Annotated in this window: 15 protein-coding genes; 9 read left to right on the top strand and 6 right to left on the bottom strand. The window is 71.7% G+C overall.

Features of this window, described 5'->3' with window-relative positions; all coding sequences use genetic code 11:
- Nucleotides 1-30: 30 nt before the first annotated feature.
- The 3 genes from CUC05_RS25990 to CUC05_RS21165 are packed head-to-tail and all read left to right on the top strand — an operon-like array spanning nt 31 to nt 3,704.
- On the top strand, nt 31-1,437 hold the full coding sequence (locus tag CUC05_RS25990) for a transglycosylase family protein (protein ID WP_276308931.1): 1,407 nt from the start codon (nt 31-33) through the stop codon (nt 1,435-1,437).
- Between the two features lie 50 nt (nt 1,438-1,487).
- A complete protein-coding gene (locus tag CUC05_RS21170; protein ID WP_205712473.1) occupies nt 1,488-2,354 on the top strand; it encodes a polyphosphate kinase 2 family protein in 867 nt (288 codons plus the stop codon).
- A gap of 48 nt (nt 2,355-2,402) precedes the next feature.
- Nucleotides 2,403-3,704: an MFS transporter gene (locus CUC05_RS21165; RefSeq protein ID WP_157965852.1), complete on the top strand. Its 1,302-nt coding sequence runs from the start codon at nt 2,403-2,405 to the stop codon at nt 3,702-3,704.
- 147 nt (nt 3,705-3,851) lie between these two features.
- On the opposite strand, the gene CUC05_RS21160 is transcribed toward CUC05_RS21165, so the two are convergent.
- Together CUC05_RS21160 and CUC05_RS21155 are read right to left on the bottom strand one after the other, a co-directional pair.
- Nucleotides 3,852-5,759 carry an ABC transporter ATP-binding protein gene (locus CUC05_RS21160; RefSeq protein WP_205712472.1) on the bottom strand — a complete coding sequence of 636 codons (1,908 nt, stop codon included), beginning with the start codon at nt 5,757-5,759 and terminating at the stop codon, nt 3,852-3,854.
- A 66-nt stretch (nt 5,760-5,825) separates the two neighbouring features.
- Entirely contained in the window at nt 5,826-7,808 is a 1,983-nt protein-coding gene (locus CUC05_RS21155) for an ABC-F family ATP-binding cassette domain-containing protein (RefSeq protein ID WP_157965851.1), read from the bottom strand.
- Between the two features lie 92 nt (nt 7,809-7,900).
- Between CUC05_RS21155 and CUC05_RS21150 the strand changes: the two genes are divergently transcribed.
- The 4 genes from CUC05_RS21150 to CUC05_RS21135 all read left to right on the top strand — a co-directional run bounded on the left by CUC05_RS21150 (nt 7,901) and on the right by CUC05_RS21135 (nt 13,172).
- Complete coding sequence (locus CUC05_RS21150; protein WP_108668129.1) at nt 7,901-8,308, top strand: hypothetical protein; 408 nt, start codon at nt 7,901-7,903, stop codon at nt 8,306-8,308.
- Nucleotides 8,309-8,395: 87 nt separating this feature from the next.
- Entirely contained in the window at nt 8,396-10,738 is a 2,343-nt protein-coding gene (locus CUC05_RS21145) for an HD family phosphohydrolase (protein ID WP_108668128.1), read from the top strand.
- 20 nt (nt 10,739-10,758) lie between these two features.
- Entirely contained in the window at nt 10,759-12,450 is a 1,692-nt protein-coding gene (locus tag CUC05_RS21140; protein WP_108668127.1) for a thiamine pyrophosphate-dependent enzyme, read from the top strand.
- Nucleotides 12,447-13,172: an HAD family hydrolase gene (locus tag CUC05_RS21135; RefSeq protein WP_108668126.1), complete on the top strand. Its 726-nt coding sequence runs from the start codon at nt 12,447-12,449 to the stop codon at nt 13,170-13,172. The genes CUC05_RS21140 and CUC05_RS21135 overlap by 4 nt, the downstream gene beginning before the upstream one ends.
- A gap of 13 nt (nt 13,173-13,185) precedes the next feature.
- Here the strand turns inward: CUC05_RS21135 and CUC05_RS21130 are convergent, their stop codons facing one another.
- Both CUC05_RS21130 and lat read right to left on the bottom strand, forming a co-directional pair.
- Nucleotides 13,186-14,742: an aldehyde dehydrogenase family protein gene (locus CUC05_RS21130; protein WP_108668125.1), complete on the bottom strand. Its 1,557-nt coding sequence runs from the start codon at nt 14,740-14,742 to the stop codon at nt 13,186-13,188.
- A gap of 13 nt (nt 14,743-14,755) precedes the next feature.
- Nucleotides 14,756-16,069: an L-lysine 6-transaminase gene (gene lat / locus CUC05_RS21125; protein WP_108668124.1), complete on the bottom strand. Its 1,314-nt coding sequence runs from the start codon at nt 16,067-16,069 to the stop codon at nt 14,756-14,758.
- A 110-nt stretch (nt 16,070-16,179) separates the two neighbouring features.
- Here lat and CUC05_RS21120 point away from each other — a divergent pair, with 110 nt between their 5' ends.
- Complete coding sequence (locus CUC05_RS21120) at nt 16,180-16,599, top strand: Lrp/AsnC family transcriptional regulator (protein WP_170128079.1); 420 nt, start codon at nt 16,180-16,182, stop codon at nt 16,597-16,599.
- On the opposite strand, the gene CUC05_RS21115 is transcribed toward CUC05_RS21120, so the two are convergent.
- A complete protein-coding gene (locus CUC05_RS21115; RefSeq protein ID WP_108668122.1) occupies nt 16,590-18,164 on the bottom strand; it encodes an outer membrane protein assembly factor BamB family protein in 1,575 nt (524 codons plus the stop codon). The two genes, CUC05_RS21120 and CUC05_RS21115, sit on opposite strands and share 10 nt — an antisense overlap.
- Nucleotides 18,165-18,521: 357 nt before the next feature.
- Between CUC05_RS21115 and CUC05_RS21110 the strand changes: the two genes are divergently transcribed.
- Complete coding sequence (locus tag CUC05_RS21110; protein WP_108668121.1) at nt 18,522-19,496, top strand: aldo/keto reductase; 975 nt, start codon at nt 18,522-18,524, stop codon at nt 19,494-19,496.
- Between the two features lie 208 nt (nt 19,497-19,704).
- Here the strand turns inward: CUC05_RS21110 and glgP are convergent, their stop codons facing one another.
- A complete protein-coding gene (glgP, locus tag CUC05_RS21105) occupies nt 19,705-22,272 on the bottom strand; it encodes an alpha-glucan family phosphorylase (RefSeq protein WP_108668120.1) in 2,568 nt (855 codons plus the stop codon).
- Nucleotides 22,273-22,274 lie beyond the last annotated feature (2 nt).

The raw sequence follows: 22,274 nt of genomic DNA, 5'->3' as shown, positions 1-22,274 counted from the left end.
ACGCAATCGGACACCGTCCTCCCCCTCGCCGTGACCCAGAACCCCAACGACATCGCCGAACGACTCGCCCGCCGGGGGCGCGTCCGTGGCCTCGCGCCCGGAGCGCCGCTGGCCGACGTGGTCAAGAAGATGCCCAAGGCACGTGCCGCCGGGCTGCTGCACGACGGCGCTGGTATGGATGCGGCGGCGATCGCCGAGGTCATGGGGTCCACGGCCGCACAGGTTCGCCGGCACGTGGCCAAGGCCCGGCTGGATGCCGCGGGATCCGACGTGACGCCCTGCAGCGACCAGCTCGACGGCCTGATGACCTTCGCCGCCGACGCGGTGGACCACGCGATGGGCTGCGAGGACTGCAAGGCCGCTCGCGAGGCCTTCCGGCAGGGCAAGGGCGAGCTCCGGGACGCCTGGCAGCGCGACGACGTCAAGCCGTCCCGCCCGTGGGAGCACGACGAGTCCCCCGTCACGGAACGCACCTCGACCGCCCGGCGGGCGGGCTCGACGACCGAGGCCCCGTCAGCCGGCGGTGGCGCACCGCGGCTGCCGGAGCTCGACGAGGAACCCGAGGGCCCGTCCCGCTGGCAGCAGGAACCCCGCCGGTCCGCAGGACAGCTGCCCGAGCAGTCCCCCCGTGCGCCTCGACCTGCCGCACCCTCACCTGCGGCACCCGGGCGGTCCCCTGCACGGCCGACCCCCACGCCCGACCCGGTGACGAAGGGCCGTCGCGAGGGCCCCGACGACGAGCGGCCGGCGATCCGGCCGATCCCCTTCCCCAACCGGGCGAAGAAGGAGCTGCCCGAACCGGCCCCGGCGCCCCGTCGCCGCCGCCGGTTCCGCCCGTGGTCCAACACGCCCCTGGCCGCGCTCGCCGCGAGCAGCCTGGCCACCGTGCTGATCGCCGCGGTGGCCGTCCAGGCCGGGGAGAACGGGCCCGACGACGTCGCCCTCGAGGCGCCGACCGAGGTCGTGGCCACCGAGGCCGAGCCGGTCGAGACGGCCACGCCGATGGAGTCAGCGGCGCCCGAGGCCGTCGAGGTCGACCTGCCGCTGCACGCGGAGGCCCCTGCGGTACTGCGGGTCCTGCCTCGTGACATCCACCGGCCGGAGCCGACGCCCACGCCGACCCCGACCCCGACCCCCACGCCGATCCCCACCCCCACGCAGCCGCCGGCCCCGCCCGAGCCGACGCCGCCGGAGGAGTCCTTCGAGGTCTGGCTGCGCCTGGCGCAGTGCGAGTCCAGCGGTGACTGGACGATCAACACCGGCAACGGGTTCTACGGCGGCCTGCAGTTCACCCTCGACTCGTGGCGGTTCGTGGGCGGCGAGGGCATGCCGCACGAGGCATCCCGGGACGAGCAGATCCGCCGGGCGCAGCGGCTGCAGCGGCTGCAGGGCTGGGAGGCCTGGCCGGTCTGCTCCCGCAAGCTCGGCCTGCGCTGACCCGTCGGTGACTCCTCGCCGGCGGGCGACGGGATGACATGATGCGCGCCATGGACGACACCACCGCGCCCCCGGACCTGCCCGAGCTGGACCTCGACGACGTCGTGAAGGCCTTCCGCGTGGAGCCCGGCGACGAGCTGGACCTGTCCGAGCACGACACCCGGGCCACCGTCGGCTGGGACGGCGACAAGGAGCAGGGCAAGGCCGCAGCGTTGGCAGCCAACGCCCGCCTGGAGGCCCTGCAGGAGCTGCTGTACGCCGAGGGCAGGCGCCGGGTGCTGGTCGTCCTGCAGGCGATGGACACCGGCGGCAAGGACTCCACGATCCGCCACGTCTTCGACGGCGTGAACCCGCAGGGCGTCAAGGTCGCGTCGTTCAAGAAGCCAACGGAGGAGGAGCTGGCCCACGACTACCTGTGGCGGGCCCATGCCGTGGTCCCGGCCGACGGGCAGATCACGGTCTTCAACCGCTCTCACTACGAGGACGTCCTGGTGGTGCGGGTCCACGACCTCGTGCCCGAGGAGCGGTGGCGCAAGCGCTACGGCCACATCCGCGACTTCGAGCGCATGCTGGTCGACGAGGGCACGACGATCGTGAAGATCTTCCTCCACATCTCCCCCGAGGAGCAGGCCGAGCGGCTGCAGGAGCGGCTGGACGACCCCGAGAAGCACTGGAAGTTCGCCACGGGCGACCTGGCCGAGCGGAAGCGGTGGAAGGACTACATCGCCGCCTTCGAGGACGCCCTGTCGGAGACCTCCACCGAGGACGCACCCTGGTACGTCATCCCGGCGGACCGCAAGTGGTACCGCAACCTCGTCATCGCCAACATCCTGGTCGACGTCCTCGAGGGCCTCCACATGCAGTGGCCGCCGGAGGAGGAGGGCCTCGACGACGTGGTGATCCCCGACATCGACTGACCCGTCGGGCCGGCAGCCCGGGCGACCACGGCAGGCATGATGGTGGCCGTGTCCGCCTCGATCGCCCGTCGTGCCCTGTTCGGCGGGGTCGTGGGCACCACCTCCAGCGTCCTGCCGGCCTTCATGACCGGCGCGATCGCCGTGCAGCTGGCCGACGACCTTGCGCTGGGTGCCTCGCAGCTGGGCCTGGTCATCGGCGGCTTCTTCGCCAGCGCCGCCCTGGGGTCGGTGCTTCTCGGCCGGCTGGCCGAACGGCTGGGGCCGGGGCCTGCCATGCGGATCGGCCTGCTCACCAGCCTGGTCACCGGGCTGGCGCTGTCGCAGGCCCGGAGCGCCCTGCACCTGGGACTGGCCCTGCTGGTGGCCGGCACCAGCAACGCGCTGACCCAGCCGGCGGCCAACCTGCTGCTGGTCCGCCACGTGCCCGCGGGACGGCTGGGCCTGGCGATGGCGCTGAAGCAGGCGGGCATGCCGATCGCGAGCCTGCTCGGCGGGGTGGCCGTACCCGTGCTGGCGCTGACGGTCGGCTGGCGCTGGGCCTACGTGGCAGCCGCGCTGGTGGCGGCCGCGGCGCTTGCCGCGGTGCCCTCCCTGGGCCAGCACGAGGGCCGGCGACCGGGATCGGTCCGGCTGCTGGGATCATCGGGGTCGCCGACGGGATCGGGCCGCCTGCCGGGGTCATCGGGATCGCCGGCGCGGCCGGACCTGCCCCGCCGCCTGCTGATCGGCTACGCCGTCGTGGGCCTCCTCGGCGCTGCGGCTGCCGGGGCGACCGTGTCGTTCCTGGTCTCGGCCGGTGAGGGTTCCGGCCTGTCGCCGGGCGCGGCAGGGTTGCTGCTGACCGGCGGGTCCGCCGTGGGGATCACCTCGCGGATCCTGCACGGCCGGTGGGCTGACGGCCCCCGCCTGCTGCCGATCCGACGCGTGGCCCTGCTGCTGGGCGTCGGTGGCCTGGCCACGATCGTGCTGGCGCTGGACACCCCGGTCGCCTACGTGGGGGCCGTCGTCCCGGTCTTCGCGTTCGGATGGGCGTGGCCCGGGCTGTTCAACCTCTCGGTGGTCCGCAACAACCCCTCTGCGGCCGCCGCGTCCACCGGCGTGACCCAGACCGGGGTCTACATCGGCGCCGGCGCCGGCCCGGTGCTCGGCGGCCTCGTCGTGGATGCGGCCGGATACCCCGCCCTGTGGTGGGCCGCCGGCCTCAGCCTCCTCCTCGCCAGCGGGACGGCCCTCCTCCTCCGCGCACGCCTGCGCGCCCGCCGCACCACCCTCTCCCCGGATGGATTCGCCTCCGATGCCGGCGTCGAGCCGTCGTCGCGGAGTCGATTCCATCCGCTCGAACGCCGCTGACCTGCGAAGACGACGCAGCGTCACCCACATCCCGAGGCGATTCCATCACCATCGGAGGCGATTCCATCGGATCGGGGAGGCCGGGGCGCCGGGCGGCGGCCGGCGTGGCCGGGCCCGCCGGGACGGCGCAGCCCAGCGAGGTGGGGTTCAGCTGCCGGCGCGGGCGAACTGGGTGCGGTACAGCTCGGCGTAGAGGCCCTCGGCACCGACGAGCTCGTCGTGGGTGCCACGCTGCACGACGCGACCGCCCTCGATGACGAGGATCTGGTCGGCGTCGACGATGGTGGACAGGCGGTGGGCGATGACCAGGCTGGTGCGCTCGCGCAGCGCCGCCGACAGGGCGATCTGGATCTTCTCCTCGTTGTCGGAGTCCAGGTGGCTCGTCGCCTCGTCGAGCACGATGATCGAGGGGTCCTTCAGCAGCACCCGGGCGATCGCCAGCCGCTGCTTCTCCCCGCCCGAAAGCCGGTAGCCGCGGTCGCCCACGACGGTCTGGTAGCCGTCGGGCAGCGCGTCGATGACGTCGTGGATGCGGGCCGCACGACAGGCGGCGACGACCTGGTCCTGCGTCGCGTCCGGCCTGGCGAACCGCAGGTTGGCCAGCACCGTGTCGTGGAACAGGTGCGGGTCCTGGCTGACGACGCCGATGGTGGCCGCCAGGCTGTCGAGGGTGACGGTGCGGACGTCGTGGCCGTCGATGCGGACCGCCCCCTCCCCCACGTCGTACAGCCGTGAGACCAACGACAGGATCGTGGACTTGCCGGCCCCGCTCGGACCGACCAGCGCGACGGTCTGGCCGGGCTCGGCGACGAACGACACACCCTGCAGGACCGTCTCGCCGGGCCGCGCGTCCATCACGTCGATCCACGAGTCGAGGGAGGACACCGAGGACTCGTTGGCGGTGGGGTAGGCGAAGGTGACGTCGTCGAACTCCACCCGACCGGCCTGCTCGTCGAGCACCACGGCGTCCTCGGCGTCGGCGATGGGGTGGGCGATGTCGAGGATCTCGAACACCCGGTCGAAGCTGACCAGCGCGGTGAGCACCTCCACCGGTGCGTTGGAGAGGGCCGCCAGCGGCTGGTAGGCCTGCTGGACCAGCAGGCCGAACGCCACGACGTCGCCGGGGTTGAACGACCCCGACAGGGCCATGCGGCCACCGATCAGGTACACCGCTGCGGTCCCGAGGGCGCCCATCAGCCCCAGCACGACGAAGAACAGCCGGCCGATCACGGCGGTCTGCACGCCGATGTCGGCGACCCGCCGGGCCGAGGTGCCGAACGTGTCGGTCTCCTCGTCGGGCCGCCCGAAGAGCTTGACGATCATGGCGCCGGCGACGTTGAACCGCTCGGTCATGAACGAGTTCATGTCGGCGTTGAGGTTCATCGACTCGCGCGTCAGGCCCTGCAGCCGCTTGCCGACCCCCTTGGCGGCCAGCACGAAGAACGGCAGCACCGCGAGGGTGATCAGGGTCAGCTGCCACGACAGCGACAGCATCAGCCCGACGGTGGCGAGGACCTGCACGAGGTTGGCGGCCAGCGTCCCGAAGGTGCCCGTCAGCGCCGACTGGGCGCCCACGACGTCGTTGTTCAGCCGGCTGATCAGCGCGCCGGTCTGGGTGCGGGTGAAGAACGCAAGCGGCATCCGCTGGACGTGGTCGAACAACGAGCGGCGCAGGTCGTGGATCAGCTGCTCACCGATCCAGGCGGAGAAGTACCGCTGGGCGACGCTGAGCAGGCTGCTGACGACGGCGACGCCGACGAGCCCGAGTGCGAGCCACGTGATGCGGTCGACCGCCCCCTCCGGCGGGTCCGACAGGGTGTCGACGATCAGGCCGATGATCCGTGGCGGGACGACCGTCAGGATGCTGCCGAGGGAGATCAGCCCGATGAGCAGCAGCAGGCGTGACCGGTACGGCCTGGCGAAGGTCCGCCACACCCGGCCGATCAGTCCCGAGCGCAGCCCGACCTCACGGGGGCCGTCCAGCCCACGTCGCACTCGGCCGGTGCCCGGCATCATCGGCCGGCCGCCGCCACCCCACGGGGAGATCATCGACATCGCCCACCCAGCATGCCCGGCCGGTCGGGATCCGCCGCGCGGGGCACGGCACCGACCGTCCGGACGCTAGCCCGCGGCGGCCTCGGCCTGCTCCAGGTCCTCCACGAGCTGCTCCCACTCGCGGCTCAGGTCCGCCGCCCGCGACTTGGCGACGTCGTGTCGCTTGGTCAGCTCCTTGGCGGCCCCCGGGTCGTCGAAGGCACCCGGCTCGGCCATCTCGCGCTGGATCGCGGCGACCTCGTCCTCGGCCTTCATCAGCGCCTTCTCGGCCTTCGACAGCTTCTGCCGCAGGTCCTTGGTGCGGTTGTGCAGGCGGTTGCGCCGCTCTGCCTCGGCCCGCTTGTCGGCCTTCTTGTCGGCCTTGCTGTCGCCCCTGCCGTTGTCGGACTGGCCCCCGGCCCCACCGCGCATCCGCGGGCCGTCGTCGGCACCCAGCGGCCGGCCCAGGTAGTCCAGGCCCATCTTCTCCGCGTAGCTGGCGTAGTCGCCGAGGTGCATGCGGGCGGTCCCGTCGCCGACGGCGATGACGACGTCGGCGACCGAGCGGATCAGGTGGCGGTCGTGGGTGATCAGCACCACGGTGCCCGGGTAGGCGATGAGCGCGTCCTCGATGACGTCGCGGCTGGCGATGTCGAGGTGGTTGGTCGGCTCGTCCATGCACAGCAGGTTGGCCGGCTGGGCGATCAGGCGGGCCAGCGCGATGCGGGCACGCTCGCCACCGGACAGCACGGCGACCTTCTTGTCGACGTCCTCACCGGAGAACAGGAACGATCCGAGGACCGACCGGGGGTTGACCCTGGAGGTGTCGACGGCGGCGGCGACCTCCTGCAGGGCGGTCTTCTCCATGTGCAGCGCGTCGACCTGGTGCTGGGCGTAGTAGGCGACCTGCACGTTGTGGCCGAGCACCCGCTCGCCCTCGTCGGGCTCCAGCGCGCCGACGAGCATCTTGAGGAGGGTCGACTTGCCGGCGCCGTTGGGGCCCACGAGCGCGACCTTCATGCCGCGTTCCAGCGCCAGGTCGAGGCCGGTGTAGACGACGTTGTCGCCGTAGGCCTTGCGGGCGTTGCGCAGCTCGACGACCGTCCGGCCGGCGCGGGGGGCCTCGCCGAAGGTCAGCTTCATCGCCCGGGCCTTGCGGTCGTCGACCTCGACGGTCTCCATCTTCTCCAGCATCTTGACGCGCGACTGGACCTGCTTGGCCTTGCTGGCCTTGTAGCGGAACCGCTCGACGAAGGCCTCGACCTCCGCGACCTTCTTGGCCTGGTTCTTGGCCTGCGCGAGCAGCTGCTCCTGGCGTTCGGCTCGGGAGGTGATGAAGTACTCGTAGTCGCCGGCGTAGCTGGTGACCCGCCCGTCGGCGACCTCGACGACCTGGTTGGCGATGGCGTTGATGAAGTCGCGGTCGTGGCTGATCAGCACGATGGCGCCGTCGTAGGCGGCGAGGAACTGCTGCAGCCAGCCGACGGACTCCAGGTCCAGGTGGTTGGTCGGCTCGTCCAGCATCAGCACGTCGGGGTTGCGCAGCAGCAGCCGGGCCAGCGCCACCCGCATCATCCAGCCACCGGACAGGGTGCGGAGCGGCTCGTCCATGGTTCGCTCGTCGAACCCGAGGCCGGCCATGATCCGGCGGGCGCGGGCGTCGAGGTCGTAGCCGCCGAGGTGCTCGAAGCGCGTCTGGACGCGGCCGAACTCCTCGAGGATCGCCTCGTCCTCGGGGTCCTCGGCCATGGCCATGCCGAGCTCGGTCAGGCGTCCCTCGAGCTCCTTGACGGGCACGCCGGACACGACGAGGTCGATCGGCGTGGGGTTCTTGCCCTCTGCCTCGGCCTGGGCATTGGCCCAGTCGGCGACGTCCTGCTCGAGGACGCCGACCTCCACCCCGCGCTGGACGGCGACCTCGCCGCTGTCGGCGGGTTCGACACCGGTGATGATCTTCATCAGGGTGGTCTTGCCGGCACCGTTGGGGCCCACGATCGCGGTTCGGGTGCCAGCGTCGATGCGCATGCTGACGTCGGCGAACAGGGTTCGCCCCCCGAAGGACTTGGTCACGGACCCGACGGTGATCACAAGCGAGCAGGGTACGTCGCCGGTACACGGGTGGCAGACCGGCGACCGTCCATCCGCCCGGTACCCTCCCCCGCGTGAGCATCTCTCAGATCCACGGTTACGTGGTCGGCGGTTCGATCGTCGGCTCGTGGCTGATCGTCATGGTCCTTGCCCTCGTCCTTCGCGTGGTGAAGGGGGACGACGACGTGCCCTGGTTCTGGCGCATCGTGTCGGTCGCCCAGATCCTCCTGGCCGTCCAGCTGCTGTTCGGGGTGGTCCTGCTGCTGATGGGCCGCGTGCCCATGCCGGGCGACACGTTCACGACGGCGTTCCACTTCCTGTACGGCTTCGTGTTCCCGCTGGTGGTGCTGTTCTACGGCCACAAGTTCGCCCGTGAGGGCCGGTACCACCCGCTGCTGGTCTTCTCCGTGGTGGGGCTCGTGAACTTCGGGCTGACCGCCCGCGGGCTGTCGGCGATCCTCGTCGCCCGCGGAGTCCTCTGACCCCAGCCGACCGTGCTCGACGGCGTCCAGCGGATATCCGCGGGACGCCGTCCGCCGTAGCATGGGAGACTGGAGCTTCTGGCAGACATGGATCGCAACACACGCGCACAGTGGCCCGGGCGGATCGCCGCCCTGGTCGTGATGATGCTGGGCATCCCCACGGTGCTCGGCCTTGCCGCGTTCTTCACCGAGGCCCCGATCGTCGCCGGGGAGCCGTCCCCGCGGACCGTCATCGCCGCCGAGCAGGTCCGGGTGGTCGACGACGAGGAGACCGAGCTCCAGCGCCGCCAGGCCGCTGAGGAGGTCGACCCCGTCGTCACCCCGGACCTCGAGGCGCAGACGGCGCTGATCGATAGGGTCATCGACGCCTTCGACGTGGCCGCAACCACCGCCTCCCCGGGCCCCGACGGCACCATCCCCAGCCGCAGCGACCAGATCGCGGCGCTGGAGGAGCGGCTGACCATGCTGTCCACCGAGGGCATCGACCTGCTGGTCGGGCTGACGAGCAGCCAGCTGTCGGTGGCCCGCGCCGAGGCGATCGACATCGCCCGAAGCGCCGCCGCGACGGAGCTGGAGGACGCCGACGACGTGCAGCGCTGGGCCGACAACGACCTGCAGCGTGCCCTCGCCCTGTCCACCGTCAGCCAGCCGGTCGCCTCCCAGGTCCTCGACCCGATCATCCGGGATGCCCTGCGACCGACCTTCACCATCGACGTCGACGCCACCAGCGAAGCCCGCGCCGCCGCGTCGGCCCAGGTGGAGGAGGTGGCGCTGGTCATCCAGCGCGGCACCCCGATCGTCCGGGTGGGCGACACCGTCACCGACCTGCAGGTGCAGGCGCTGCGCGACACCGGCCAGGACGGCACCGACCCCACCCAGGAGTTCGCACAGGCGCTGCTGCTGAGCGTGATCCTGACCACGGTCGTGGCGGTCTACGTCCGGACCTACCGGCCGACCATCTGGAGCACCCCCAAGCAGCTGATGCTGATGGCGGTGCTGCTGGTGATGTTCACCGCCATCCTCGTCGCCATCAACACCGTCGCCGTCGGCGGCAACGAACGCCACTTCCTGATCCCGGTCGGCGCGATGGCGATGCTGGCCACGATCCTGTTCGACGCCCGGATCGGTGTGCTGCTGGTCATCCCGATGGTGGCGCTGATCTCCTACCAGGTGCCCGGGCAGCTCGGCATCGTGCCGTTCGCGGCCGTTTCCGGGCTGCTGTCCATCCCGATCATCGGTCGCCTGACCGCCCGCGGGCAGCTCCGCCAGGCGGCGTGGCAGTCCACGCTGGCCTACATCGTCCTGGCCGGCGCGTTCACCGTCGTCTACAGCGGCACGGAGGGCATCACCGGTGCGCTGGTGGCCGGCGCGCTCAACGGCGTGCTGACCGCGCTGATGGTCAACGGGCTGCTGCCGTTCCTGGAGAGCCTGTTCGGCATCATCACCGCCAACAGCCTGCTGGACTTCGCCGACCGCAACCATCCCCTCCTCCGCGAGCTGGAGGACAAGGCGATCGGCACCTACAACCACTCGGTGATGGTGGCCAACCTCGCCAGCCGTGCCTGCCGCAGGATCGGTGCCGACCCGCTCCTGGCGGAGGTCATGGCGCTCTACCACGACATCGGCAAGGTCGCGAAGCCCTACTTCTTCGTGGAGAACCAGGTCGCGATCGCCAACCCCCACGACCAGCTCGACGACCCCCGGCAGAGCGCGCTCATCATCCAGCGACACGTCACCGACGGCATCGAGATGGCCGCGGTGCACAAGCTGCCGCCCGAGATCGTCGACGGCATCCGCACCCACCACGGCACCACCGTCGTCGCCTACTTCTACCGGCAGGCCCTGCAGCGGGCGGAGGACAGCGACGGTCCCGAGCCGGACGAGGCGTTCTTCCGCTACAAGGGCCGAAAGCCCCACTCGCGCGAGCAGGCCGTGCTGATGCTGTCGGACTGCTGCGAGGGGGCCGTGCGTGCGGCGTCGCAGAACAGCGCGACGATGTCGCGGGACCAGATCAGCCAGATCGTGACCGGCCTGATCAGCGACCGCGTCGCCGACGGCCAGCTCGACGACTCGCCGCTGACCTTCGCGGACCTCCGCGCGGTCGAGCAGTCGTTGATCGAGGCGCTGGAAGGCGTCTACCACCCTCGTATCCAGTACCCGAAGGACCCCAAGAAGACCGTCGAAGCCGTCAAGCAGGCTCGGCTGGAGACCGAGGACGAGGCGCGGGCCGCCGAGGCCGCCGACGCAGCCCGGGCCCAGCTGTCGCCGGGCGAGCAGGCCCCGGCCGACGGCGAGGAAGCCGGCGTGGTGCGCCGACGGGGACAGGCCACCCAGCCCGTCAACGAGGCGATGGTCAGGTCCCTCGACGCTGCCCGTGCGGCCGCGCCGCGGCAGCCGGCCCCGGTTCATGATCAGGACTCCGGCCACTGATCCTGTGTAGCGTGGCGGGCATGGCGATGCCCACAGGCGGTGACACAGGCGGTCCGACCGGTGCAGAAGCGCTGGTCAGGGCGCTGCAGCGAGCCGGAGCGGATCGTGCGTTCGGGGTGCCCGGACCACACGACCTCGAGCTGATCGTGCAGCTCCGAGCCCAGGGGTTGCGCTTCGTCGCGATGCAACGGGCAGACGCCGCGGTGACCGCCGCCGCTGGGTGGACCCATCGCACCGGACGGCCCGCGGTCGCGGTGCCCGGTCCCGGCGACGGCACCCTCGGGGTGCTCCGTGCGCTGGAGGAGGCGCGGCAGCTCGGCGCGCCCGTCCTGGTGATCTCCCACTCCCCCACGGTCGTCCCGCGGACCGTCCGTCCCGGCGACACCGCCGAGGTCGCGCCGCTGCCGGTGGGGCTGGAGGAGGTGACGGTCGGCTCGATCGTCCTGCGGCCGACCGACGACCTGCGGGCCCAGGTGTCCCGGGCACGCGAGATGGCCATGACCGCCCCCGGCGGACCGGTCGTGATCCACCTGCCGCCGGGCTTCGCATCCGCTCCCGTCGCCCCCGAACCCGAGGATCCCGACCAGCCCGCCGACACCTCGTCGGCCACGGCCGCAAAGCCCGTCGAGCACGTCCAGCTGCGCCGTGCGGCCAACCTGGTCGACTCCTCCCAGAACGTGCTGATCTGGGTCGGTGGCGGCGCGATGCGCGCCGGCGCGGGTGGGGCGGTCGCGGAGCTGGCGGAGAAGGTCGGTGTGCCCGTCGTCACGACGGTGCACGCGGCCGGACTGCTGCCGGCACGCCACCCCTGCCTGGTCGGCATGCCACCCCACCTGCCCGCGGTCGGGGCGCTGTGGGACGACGCCGACCTGATCGTCGGCATCGGCACCGACTTCGACGACGAGTCCACCCAGGGTGGTGCCCAGCCCGACCCCGACGCCCTGATCGCCATCAACGTCGATCCGGCTGCCGCCGGCCGGCGGTACCGGCCCGACGTGCTGCTGCGCGGCGACGCACGGACCCTCACCAAGGCCCTGGCCGACACCGTCGGCTACCGGGGCGGCACCGCGGTCGTGCGGTCACGGCTGGACGAGGTCCGGTCCACCGTCAGGCGCCAGCTCGAGGCGGCACACGGTCCCGAGATGGCGTTCCTCACCGCCGTGTCCGCGGCCATCCCCGACCGGGCCACGGTGGTCACCGACCCCTGCGCGGCAGGACGGTGGTTGGCGGCGTTCCACGAGTGGACCCTTCCCCGGACCCTCTGGTTCCCCCCGACGCTGGACGCGGTCGGTTCGGCGATCCCTGCGGCGATCGGCGCGGCTGCGGCCGACTCGACCGAACCGGTCGTGGCGGTCGTCGGTGACCAGGGCATGCTGACCAACCTCGGCGAGCTGGCCACGATGGCTCGGGAGAAGCTGCCGCTCACGCTGCTCGTCGTCGACGACGGTGGCGCCGGACGGCTGCGCCCGCTGCTGGACACCCTCGACCTCGACCCGACGACGCTGGACCGGCCGACCCCCGACTTCGCGGCGCTCGCCCGGACCTTCGGCATGCGTGCCGACGTGATCGAGGTCATCGGCGAGGACCTGACGAAGGCGTTGCGCGCCCACATCGCCGCGCCCGACCCGACCATGCTTGTGGTCCGCAGCCGGCTTGCTGCCCCGCCGACCGACCAGCATCGCTGGTACCGCCAGCAGGGCTGGCAGCAATGACGATCGTGTCGCCCCTGACCGGCGAACCGCTCGAGGCGGTGGTGCTGGACTGGGGCGGCACCCTCACCGAACACGTCGAGGTCGAGCTGATCGACATGTGGCGTGTCGCAGCCGAACGCATCGACCCCGAGCGGGCCGAGGAGCTGACCGAGCAGCTGGTCGCCATCGAGGCGGCGTCGTGGGCCAAGACGACCACGACCATGCGGTCCTCCCGGCTGATGGATCTGCTGCTGGAGGCCGGTCACGTGCTGGACGTCGACGTCGCCGAGGCGGTCCTGCACGCCGCCCAGGAGGCCCACCTCGACGCGTGGACCCCGACCATCCGCCACCGCGACGACGCGGTGCCCACGCTGCAGGCGCTGCGGGCGGCAGGGCTGAGGATCGGGATGCTCTCCAACACCCACTGGCCACGCAGCTTCCACGAACGGTTCCTGGAGCGCGACGGCCTCGACGGGCTGATCGACGTGCGGCTCTACACCTCCGAGATCGACTGGGTGAAGCCCCACATCCAGCCGTTCGCCACCGTCGTGCAGCGCCTGCGGGTCCCCATGGAACGGTGTGTCTTCGTCGGCGACCGGCCGATCGACGACATCCAGGGTGCGGTGGAAGCGGGGATGTCGGCGGTGTGGGTCCGCAACGACCACACCCCGGGCGATCCCTCCGACGCCCACGCCGTGATCGACGCGCTGTCGGAGCTGCCCGGGGTGCTGGGGCTGGCCTGAGGCCGGCCGGGGGTCAGTCGGCCAGGCGGAAGTCCAGGTCGGCGGAGACGTCGGTGACGTCCATCTGCGCCTTCTGCAGCTTGCCGGCGTAGTCCCAGTTGACCGACTGCCAGCGGGTGAACTGGTCGATGACCCACATGCCGGACTGGCGAGAGCCGTTGCCCGACTTGCCGTTGCCGCCGAACGGCAGGTGTGCCTCGGCGCCGGACGTGGAGTTGTTGATCGACGTCATGCCGGCGCTGATCCGCTCGGCGAACCGGAACGCGGTCCTGGGGTCGGTGGTGTAGATCGACGACGACAGCCCGTAGCCGTGGCCGTTGGCCAGCTCGATGGCCTCGTCGAAGTCCGCGAACGTGCCGACGCCGACGATCGGGCCGAACGTCTCGTTGCGGTACAGCTCGTCCTTGGCGGTGATGCCGTCGACGATGGTGGGGTGCATGAAGATGCCGGCGTCGGGGTCGCCGACGAAACCCTCACGGGGGTTGTCGGCGGTGATGCGGCCGGTGCCCGTCGACCCGTGCAGGGTGTGGTGACCCTCCACGGCGTCCAGCCAGCGCTCGGCGTTGTCACAGAACTTCTGGGAGATCATCGGGCCGTACAGCACCGAGGGGTCCATGGGGTCGCCGACCTTCGCCTCCCGGGTGGCCTCGTCGAAGCGACGGAGGAACTCGTCGTGGATGGACTCGTGGACGAACACGGTGCCCAGCGACGTGCACCGCTGGCCGGAGGTGCCGAAGCCGGAGAACAGCGCCCCCTCGACGGCCAGGTCCAGGTCGGCGTCGGGCATGACGACCAGCGGGTTCTTGCCGCCCAGCTCCAGGGTGGCCTGCTGCAGGTTGCGGCCGGCAAGCTCGCCGATGCGGCGGCCGACCTCGACGGAGCCGGTGAAACCGACCTTGTCGATGACGCCGGCGTCCATGCCGAGCTCCAGCCCCTCGAAGGTGGTTGGGCCGTCGGCGATCACGAGGTTGAGCAGGCCCTCGGGCAGGCCGCCGTGCCAGAACAGCTCCGCCGTCGCCTGTGCGCTGGCGGCGGCGTACTCCGCGGGCTTCCAGGTGACGCTGTTGCCGCACAGCAGCGCGGGCACGAGGTACCACGACGGCACGGCGACGGGGAAGTTGCCGGCGGTGATGATCGCCAGCGACCCCACCGGACGGCGGAAGGTGAACAGCTGCTTGTCGTGCATCTCCGAGGGGACGGTCTGGCCGTACAGCCGGCGTCCCTCGCCCAGGAAGAAGTCGCAGGTGTCGACCATCTCCTGGACCTCGCCGAGCGCCTCGGGGTAGGGCTTGCCGATCTCGCGGGTGACCAGCGTGGCCAGCCGTTCCTTGTTGGCCTCGATCAGCCGGCCGATCTGCTGGATGGCACGGCCGCGGGTCGGGGCGGGCGTGGCGGCCCATTCGGCCTGCGCGTCCTTGGCGGCGCGGCAGGCGTCCAGGAAGGTGCGCGAGCTGGCCAGCGTGACGTCGGCGACGTGGTCGGACAGGTCGGCGGGGTTGTTGAGGGTCATCGTGCCGGCGGCGTCGGTGACGGCCTTGCCGTTGATGACGGAGGTGACGGTGCGGGTCATGGTGCGGATGCTCCTAGCGGATGGTGGAGAGGACGCGGTCGAGGGCGTCGACGGCGATGTCGAGCTCCTCGGCGGTGACGGCGAGGGACGGGCGGAAGCGGAGAGTGCGGGTGCCGCAGCCCAGCATCATGACCTTCTCCTCGGCCATCAGGCGGGTGGTCACCCGGTCACGGGTGTCGCTGTCGGGCATGTCGACGGCACACAGCAGCCCACGGCCGCGGACGTTGCTGACCAGCTCGGGGTGGGTCTCGGCGAGGTCGAGCAGGCGGCCGAGCAGGTGCTCGCCCTGGACCTTGGCGTTGGTGATCAGGTCCCGGGACTCGACGACCTCGAGGATCCGGCGGGCGCGGACCATGTCGGTGAGGTTGCCGCCCCAGGTGGAGTTGATGCGGCTGGAGACACGGAACACGTTGTCGGGCACCTCGTCGACACGTCGGCCGGCCATGACGCCGCAGACCTGCAGCTTCTTGCCGAACGCGATCACGTCGGGCTCGAGGCCCATGCCCTGGTGGGCCCAGGCGTGACCGGTGATGCCGGCGCCGGTCTGGACCTCGTCGAGGACGAACAGGGCGTCGTTGGCGTGGGCCAGCTCCTGCAGGGCGCGGAGGAACTCGGGCCGCAGGTGGTTGTCGCCGCCCTCGCCCTGGATCGGCTCGGCGATGATGCAGGCGATGTCATGGGGGTAGCGGGCGAACGCGGCCTCGGCCTCGGCCAGCGCGACGGCCTCCTGGCGGGCCAGGTCGTCGGCGTGGTCGGCCAGCGGGTGGCGCACGATCGGGGTGGTCAGCCGGGGCCAGTCGAACTTGGGGAACTTCGCGACCTTGGCCGGGTCGGTGTTGGTCAGCGACATCGTGTAGCCGCTGCGGCCGTGGAACGCACCCGTGAGGTGCATCGCCCGGCTGCCTGCGGCGGCCCGCCCGTGCATGGCGTTGTGGCGGGACTTCCAGTCGAACGCGACCTTCAGGGCGTTCTCGACGGCGGCGGCCCCGCCCTCGATGAAGAAGTAGTGCGGCAGCGCGTCGTCGCCGAGGACCCGGGCGAGGGTGTCGACGAAGCGAGCCATCTCCACGGTGTAGACGTCGGAGTTGGCCGGCTTGTTCATGGCCACCTCGAGGAGGGTGGCGCGGAAGTCCTCGTCCTCCAGCAGGTCGGGGTGGTTCATCCCGAGCGGCGAGGACGCGTAGAAGGTGAACACGTCGAGGTAGCGGTCGCCCGTGCGGGCGTCGACCAGCCACGACCCCCGGGAGGCCGCGGTGTCGAGCACCATGTCGTAGCCGTCGACGAGGACGTGGGCGCGGAGGGAGTCGTGGACGTCGTTGGGTCGCATGGGGGCATGGTGCGGGCAGGGAGTGTCAGATCGGCTAGCCATTCCGTCGAGTCGATGGCAACATGCCGACGGATCGTCAGCAGCCGGGCCGGGACGGAAGGAGCGGGCACGTGGACGACCTCGATCACGCGATCGTCCGCGAGCTGCGGCACGACGCGCGCCTGACGATGGCGGAGCTGGGTCGGTCCGTGGGCCTGTCGCGCACCGCGGCGCTTGCCCGGGTGCGCAGGCTGGAACGCGACGGCATCATCCGCGGGTACCACGCGGACGTGGCCCTGCCCGACGATCCGGCGGCGCACGTGGCCCGGGTCGGCATCGAGACCGACACCGGCGACACCGCCCGGTACGTCCGTCGGCTGTCGGCCATGCCGGCGTTCCGTGAGGCCGAGGCGGTGGCCGGGGCCTACGACCTGCTGGTCCGCTTCGAGGCACCGACCGCTGCCGACCTCGACGCGACCCTCGACGAGATCAAGCGCTGGCCAGCCACGACCCGGACGACGACGTTCGTGGTGCTCAGGCGCTACGACTGACCGATCGCGTCGGGCAGCGCCAGCGGGGTGGCGGTGTGCAGGTAGCCGAGCACGGCGAGGTCGTAGAAGTTCTCGTCCATGTCGATGTTGCGGGTGACCTGGCTGAGGACGTGGGCGTCGCCCGACGGGGTGACGGTCACCGCGCGGCCGGCGTCGTCGCCGATGTCGGTGCTGTTGTGGCGGGCGGTCCAGCGAGGCGCGCCGTCGCTGGCGGACAGGGCGACCGTCAGCGTGTCGGAGATCGTGGCGCGGTTGGGCATGACGGTTGCCGCCACCGACGAGGACGAGCTGCCGGTCACCACGACGTGGTCGCCGCTGACCGCGACGGCCGTGGCGGTCTCCCGATCCCGGTCGGGCGTGTCGATGGGCGCGACCCAGCCCGTGGACCCGTCGGTCGCGTCGAGGCCGAGGGCGTAGCCCTGACCGGTGCCGTCCACGGACCTGCCGCCCACGACGACGACGCGTCCGTCGTCGACGGCAACGCCCGACGGCATGGCGATCCGCTCGGCGAGCATCTCGCGCGACAGCCAGCGGCGTGCACCGGTCTGCATGTCGTAGGCGATGGTCGCGGTGGCGTAGTCGACGTCGAACGGGGGGCCGTCGACGTCGTTGCTGGAGATGCCGGTGAGGACCACGAGCCCGTCCTCGGGGTCGGCGGCCATGCCGTGCACGCGGTCGGGGGCGTTGGCGCCGACGCCGTCCCACGCGTGGGACCAGGCCACGTCGAGGCCGCCGCCGGACAGGTCGAGGCCCACCGCCAGCATGTCCAGGTCGTAGGTGCCCACCCCGTCGACCGTGGCACCGACCACCGCGTGGCTGCCGTCGGCGCTGACGGCCAGGCCAGCCGGGACCGACGTGCCAGTGGGGATCACGCCGGGGACGAGGCGGATCGCCGTCGGCTCGCCCGTGGCCCCGTCGAGGCGGACCACGACCAGGCCCTGGGCGACCGCCGGCGGTGCCTGGCGATGCGTGCCCAGGACGAGGACGGAGCCGTCGGCCTCGGCAACGAACCAGCCGCGGGCATCCGCGCTGCGCGCGTCTGCACGACCGCCGTCGACCGTCGTGCTCCAGCGGACCGCACCGGTCGCCGCGTCCAGCGCCATGACGACCATCAGGGCGTCGGCCTGCCCGAAGGCCGACGCGCGGTACCCGGCGACCAGGACCGTGGAGCCGTCGTCGGTGATGTGGATGCCGAGCGGCCGGCTGTAGGCGTCGGTCAGGCCGGGTCGGCTCAGCCAGCGGACCTCCCCGGTGTCGGGGTCGATGCCGAGGATGCGCCATGCGCTGTGGGCCTGTCCCTGGGTGTCGAACAGGTCCTGGGCGCCGTAGCCGGCCACGGCGATCAGGTCGGCGCTGGTGGAGGTGACCATGGCCGAGGGCTGCTGGTACGGCTCGTCGGCGTCGGCGACGGGGTCGTGGACGAGCTGCCACGACTCGCACCGGTCGTCGACCACCGGCACGGGCAGGCACCGCTCCTCCTCCGGCTGGAGCGCGGCGGCGGGTGCCACCGCCGTTGCGGCGAGCACGATGGACAGTGCCATCCGGATGACGAGTGAGCTGGCCATGGCGGTTCCCCCCGGTCGATGTGGTTTGTGGTGTGCTCGGCTGTTCGTCGTGGGCGGCAGGGAGTCCTCCACGAAGTGGGGGGCAGCTCGGCAACCGGCGTTGCCCTGTACGGGTGGACGGCCCGACCGAGCCCGCTCCGGAACCTGTTACGCACACGAAACGACGGCGCCACCTGCCGGCCACGGACCACCCGTACCTTGCTCGCCGGTGGTCCTCGTTCACGAGTGCACCCCACGGCCACGGTGGGCTATCGGCTCGGTCCACCGTGGCCCTTCTCTTGTCCGGATGTGTGTCCGGGACGCTCGTCGGGACGGTGTTCGGGCATGACGGTTCGCGAGGGGCCTACGCTGCCGACCATGGACTACGTGCGTCTCGGTTCGGCCGGCTTGAAGGTGTCGAGGATCTGCCTGGGGATGATGTCCTACGGCGATCCGGGCTGGCGGGAGTGGGTGCTGCCCGAGCCGGACTCGCTGCCGTTCGTGCAGCGTGCCGCGGACGCCGGCATCACCTTCTTCGACACCGCCGACATGTACTCGCTGGGGGTCAGCGAGGAGGTCACCGGCCGGCTGCTGGCCCGGGTGTTCGACCGTCGCGAGGACTACGTGCTGGCCACCAAGGTCAACTTCCCGATGGGCGAGGGACCCAACGACGGCGGCCTCTCGCGCGGCCACGTCATGGACGCGGTCGACGCCAGCCTCCGACGCCTGGGGACCGACCACATCGACCTGTACCAGATCCACCGATGGGACCCCGAGACCCCCATCGAGGAGACGATGCAGGCGCTGCACGACTGCATCCGGGCCGGCAAGGTCCGCTACATCGGCGCCTCGTCGATGCACGCCTGGCAGTTCGCCAAGGCCCAGCACGTCGCGACCGTCAACGGCTGGACCCGGTTCGTGTCGATGCAGAACCACTACAACCTGCTGTACCGCGAGGAGGAGCGCGAGATGATCCCCCTCTGCCGCGATCAGGGCGTCGGCGTCATCCCGTGGTCACCGCTCGCCCGGGGCCTGCTCGCCCGTCCACGGGCCGAGGCGACCGCCACGTCACGCGGGGCCAGCGACACCATCTCCCCCACCCTGTACGCCGACGCCTCCGGCGAGGTCGTCGACGCGGTCGGCACGGTCGCCGATCAGCTCGGTGCCAGCCGGGCGCAGGTCGCCCTGGCCTGGTTGCTTCACCAGCCCGGCGTGACCGCGCCCATCATCGGCGCCACGAAGCTCGGCCACCTCGACGACGCCGTCGCTGCGACGACGCTGTCCCTCGACGAGGACCAGCTGGCGCTGCTGGCCGAGGGCTACCGACCGCTGCCGGTCCTCGGCCACCGCTGAGGGGACGGCCGGCGCCCCCCTCCTCCCCCGGATCGTGCAGCTGTGCGCCCAACCCGGCCAAGCTGCACGAGCGGGACGCCGGGTTGTGCAGCTCGGCCAACGCATCGAGCGAACTGCACATCGGGTCGGGCACGGCCGGGTGGCGTCCAGCACGGCCGGGTGGCGTCGGGCACGGCCGGGTGGGGCCGGGCACCCGTGTGGACGGCGGCTACTCCCCTGCCCAGGTCACCAGGCCGGTCTCGGCCCAGCTGCGCAGGTCCTCGTGGCGCGGGACGACCCGTGCGGCCAGCCCGTACTCACCGGAGATGTCCAGCGACATCGTCCCGCGGTACCGGATGCAGCCGTCGTGGCCGTCGCCGGGCTCCAGCGTGGCCACGCGGGGTGCCTCGATGGTGCCGTCGGCGCGCACGTGGCCGTGCACGATCTGCACCTCGACCTCGTCGGCGGAGATGTCGCCCAGGCGCACGTCGACGACGACGTCGCGGTCGTCGCCGAGGGTGCCCGACGCCTTCTCCAGCTCTACGTCCTCGATGGAGATGCCGTCCCAGGTCGTGGCCAGCCGTCCTCGCCACGCCCCGAGCTCGAGCGCGCGCTTGCCGCCGTCGGCGGTCAGGCGCATCGCCCGCTGGGCCAGCGGCGTGTACAGCTGGGTGGTGTAGTCCTGCACCATGCGGGTCGCGAGGACCTTCGGGCCGAGCGTCGTGATCGACGCGCGGACGTGGGCCAGCCAGCGACGCGGCAGCTGCCCGTCGGTACGGTCGTAGAAGGCCGGGACGATCTGGCGCTCCAGCACGTCGAACAACGACGCGGCGTCGGCGGCGTCCTGATGGCCCGGGTCCGACCCGTTGCCGCGGCCACCGATGGCGAAGCCGTTGGCGACCCCGTCGACGGACGGCTCGTACATCTCGTCCCACCAGCCGTCCAGCACCGAGGCGTGCAGCCCGCCGTTGAGCACGGACTTCTCGCCGCTCGTGCCGCTCGCCTCGTGGGGTCGCCGCGGGTTGTTCAGCCACACGTCGGAGCCGGCCAGCATCGTGCGGGCGATCCGCATGTCGTAGTCCTCGACGAAGACCAGCCGGGTGCGGATCTCGGGGTCACGGCTGAAGTGCACGATGTCACGGATCAGGCCCTTGCCCCCGTCGTCGCGGGGGTGGGCCTTTCCGGCGAACACGAACTGCACGGGGCGGTCGGTGGACAGCAGCAGCTCGCGCAGCCGTTCGGGCTGGCTCAGCAGGAGGGTCGCCCGCTTGTAGGTCGCGAAGCGGCGTGCGAAGCCGATGGTCAGCGCCTCGGGGTCGAGGATCGCGTCGGTCCAGCCGAGGTTGCTCTCGCCGCGACGACGACCCTGGGCGCGCGCCCACTCCCGGACGGTCTGGACCAGCCGTTCGCGGGCCCGGCCGCGGGCACGCCACAGCTGGTCGTCCCCGATGCCGCCAGCGAGGGTCCACGCGTCGGGGTTGTGCGACCAGTCCGGCGGCAGCACGCGGTCGTACACGGCGGCCATCTCCGGGCCGATCCACGTCGAGGCGTGCACGCCGTTGGTGATCGAGGTGATCGGCACCTCGGGTGACTCCACCCCCGGCCACAGGTCGCTGAACATCTCCCGCGACACCTGGCCGTGCAGCTTCGACACGCCGTTGGCGCCGGCGGACAGGCGCAGGCCCATCAACGCCATGTTGTAGATGCTGCCCGACTGGTCGCCGGGCTCGCGGCCGATGGCCAGCAGGCGGTCCATCGACACGCCGACCATGTCGGCGTAGCCCGAGAAGTACCGCTCCATGAGGTCGCGAGGGAACCGGTCGATGCCGGCGGGCACGGGGGTGTGGGTGGTGAACAGCACCGACGCACGAGCCGTCTCGATGGCCTGGTCGAAGTCCAGCCCCCCGTCGCTCATCAGCCGGTGGATGCGCTCGAACTGCAGGAACCCGGCGTGCCCCTCGTTGGCGTGGAACATGACGGGCTCGACGCCGACGGCACCGGCCTCGATCGCGGCGTACAGGGCCCGGACCCCGCCGATGCCCAGCACGATCTCCTGACGCAGGCGGTGCTCGCTGTCGCCGCCGTACAGGCGGTCGGTGACCAGGCGGTCGTCGGGGTGGTTGGACGGGACGTCGGTGTCCAGCAGCAGCAACGGCACCCGACCGACGTCGGCCTTCCAGATCTGCGCCTGCACGGTGCGACCGTGCAGGTCGACCTCGACCAGCAACGGTTCGCCGTCACGTTCCAGCCGGGTGAGCGGCAGGTCGTGGGGATTGACGTGTGGGTACTGCTCGCGCTGCCAGCCGTCGTGGTCCAGCAGCTGGCGGAAGTAGCCGTGGCGGTACAGCAGGCCGATGCCGACCAGCGGCAGGCCGAGGTCGCTGGCGGCCTTCAGGTGGTCACCGGCCAGCACGCCGAGGCCGCCGGAGTAGGTCTGCATGACCTCGGTGATGCCGAACTCCGCGGAGAAGTAGGCCACCCCGGGTGGGGCGGGCTCCTGCGCCTGTGCCCAGCGAGCCCCGGTCAGGTAGGTCTCCAGGTCCGCGCGGACCTCCGTGAGCCGCCCGAGGAACGCCTTGTCGGCCACCAGCTCGGCCATCCGGTCACGCCCCAGCCGACCCAGCAGCCCGACGGGGTTGCCCTCGACGGCCTCCCACAGCTGCTTGTCGGCCCACTTGAACACCTCTCGCGTCGCCGGATCCCACGCCCAGCGCAGGTTGGCAGCGAGCTCGGCCAGGGGGCCGAGCTCCTCGGGGAGGGAGGGGCTCACACGAAAGGTTCGGACGGCTTTGACCATGT

Origin of the sequence: Euzebya rosea (genome assembly GCF_003073135.1) — a bacterium.
Classification (GTDB): domain Bacteria; phylum Actinomycetota; class Nitriliruptoria; order Euzebyales; family Euzebyaceae; genus Euzebya; species Euzebya rosea.
This window is presented reverse-complemented; position numbering and strand designations above follow the sequence as displayed.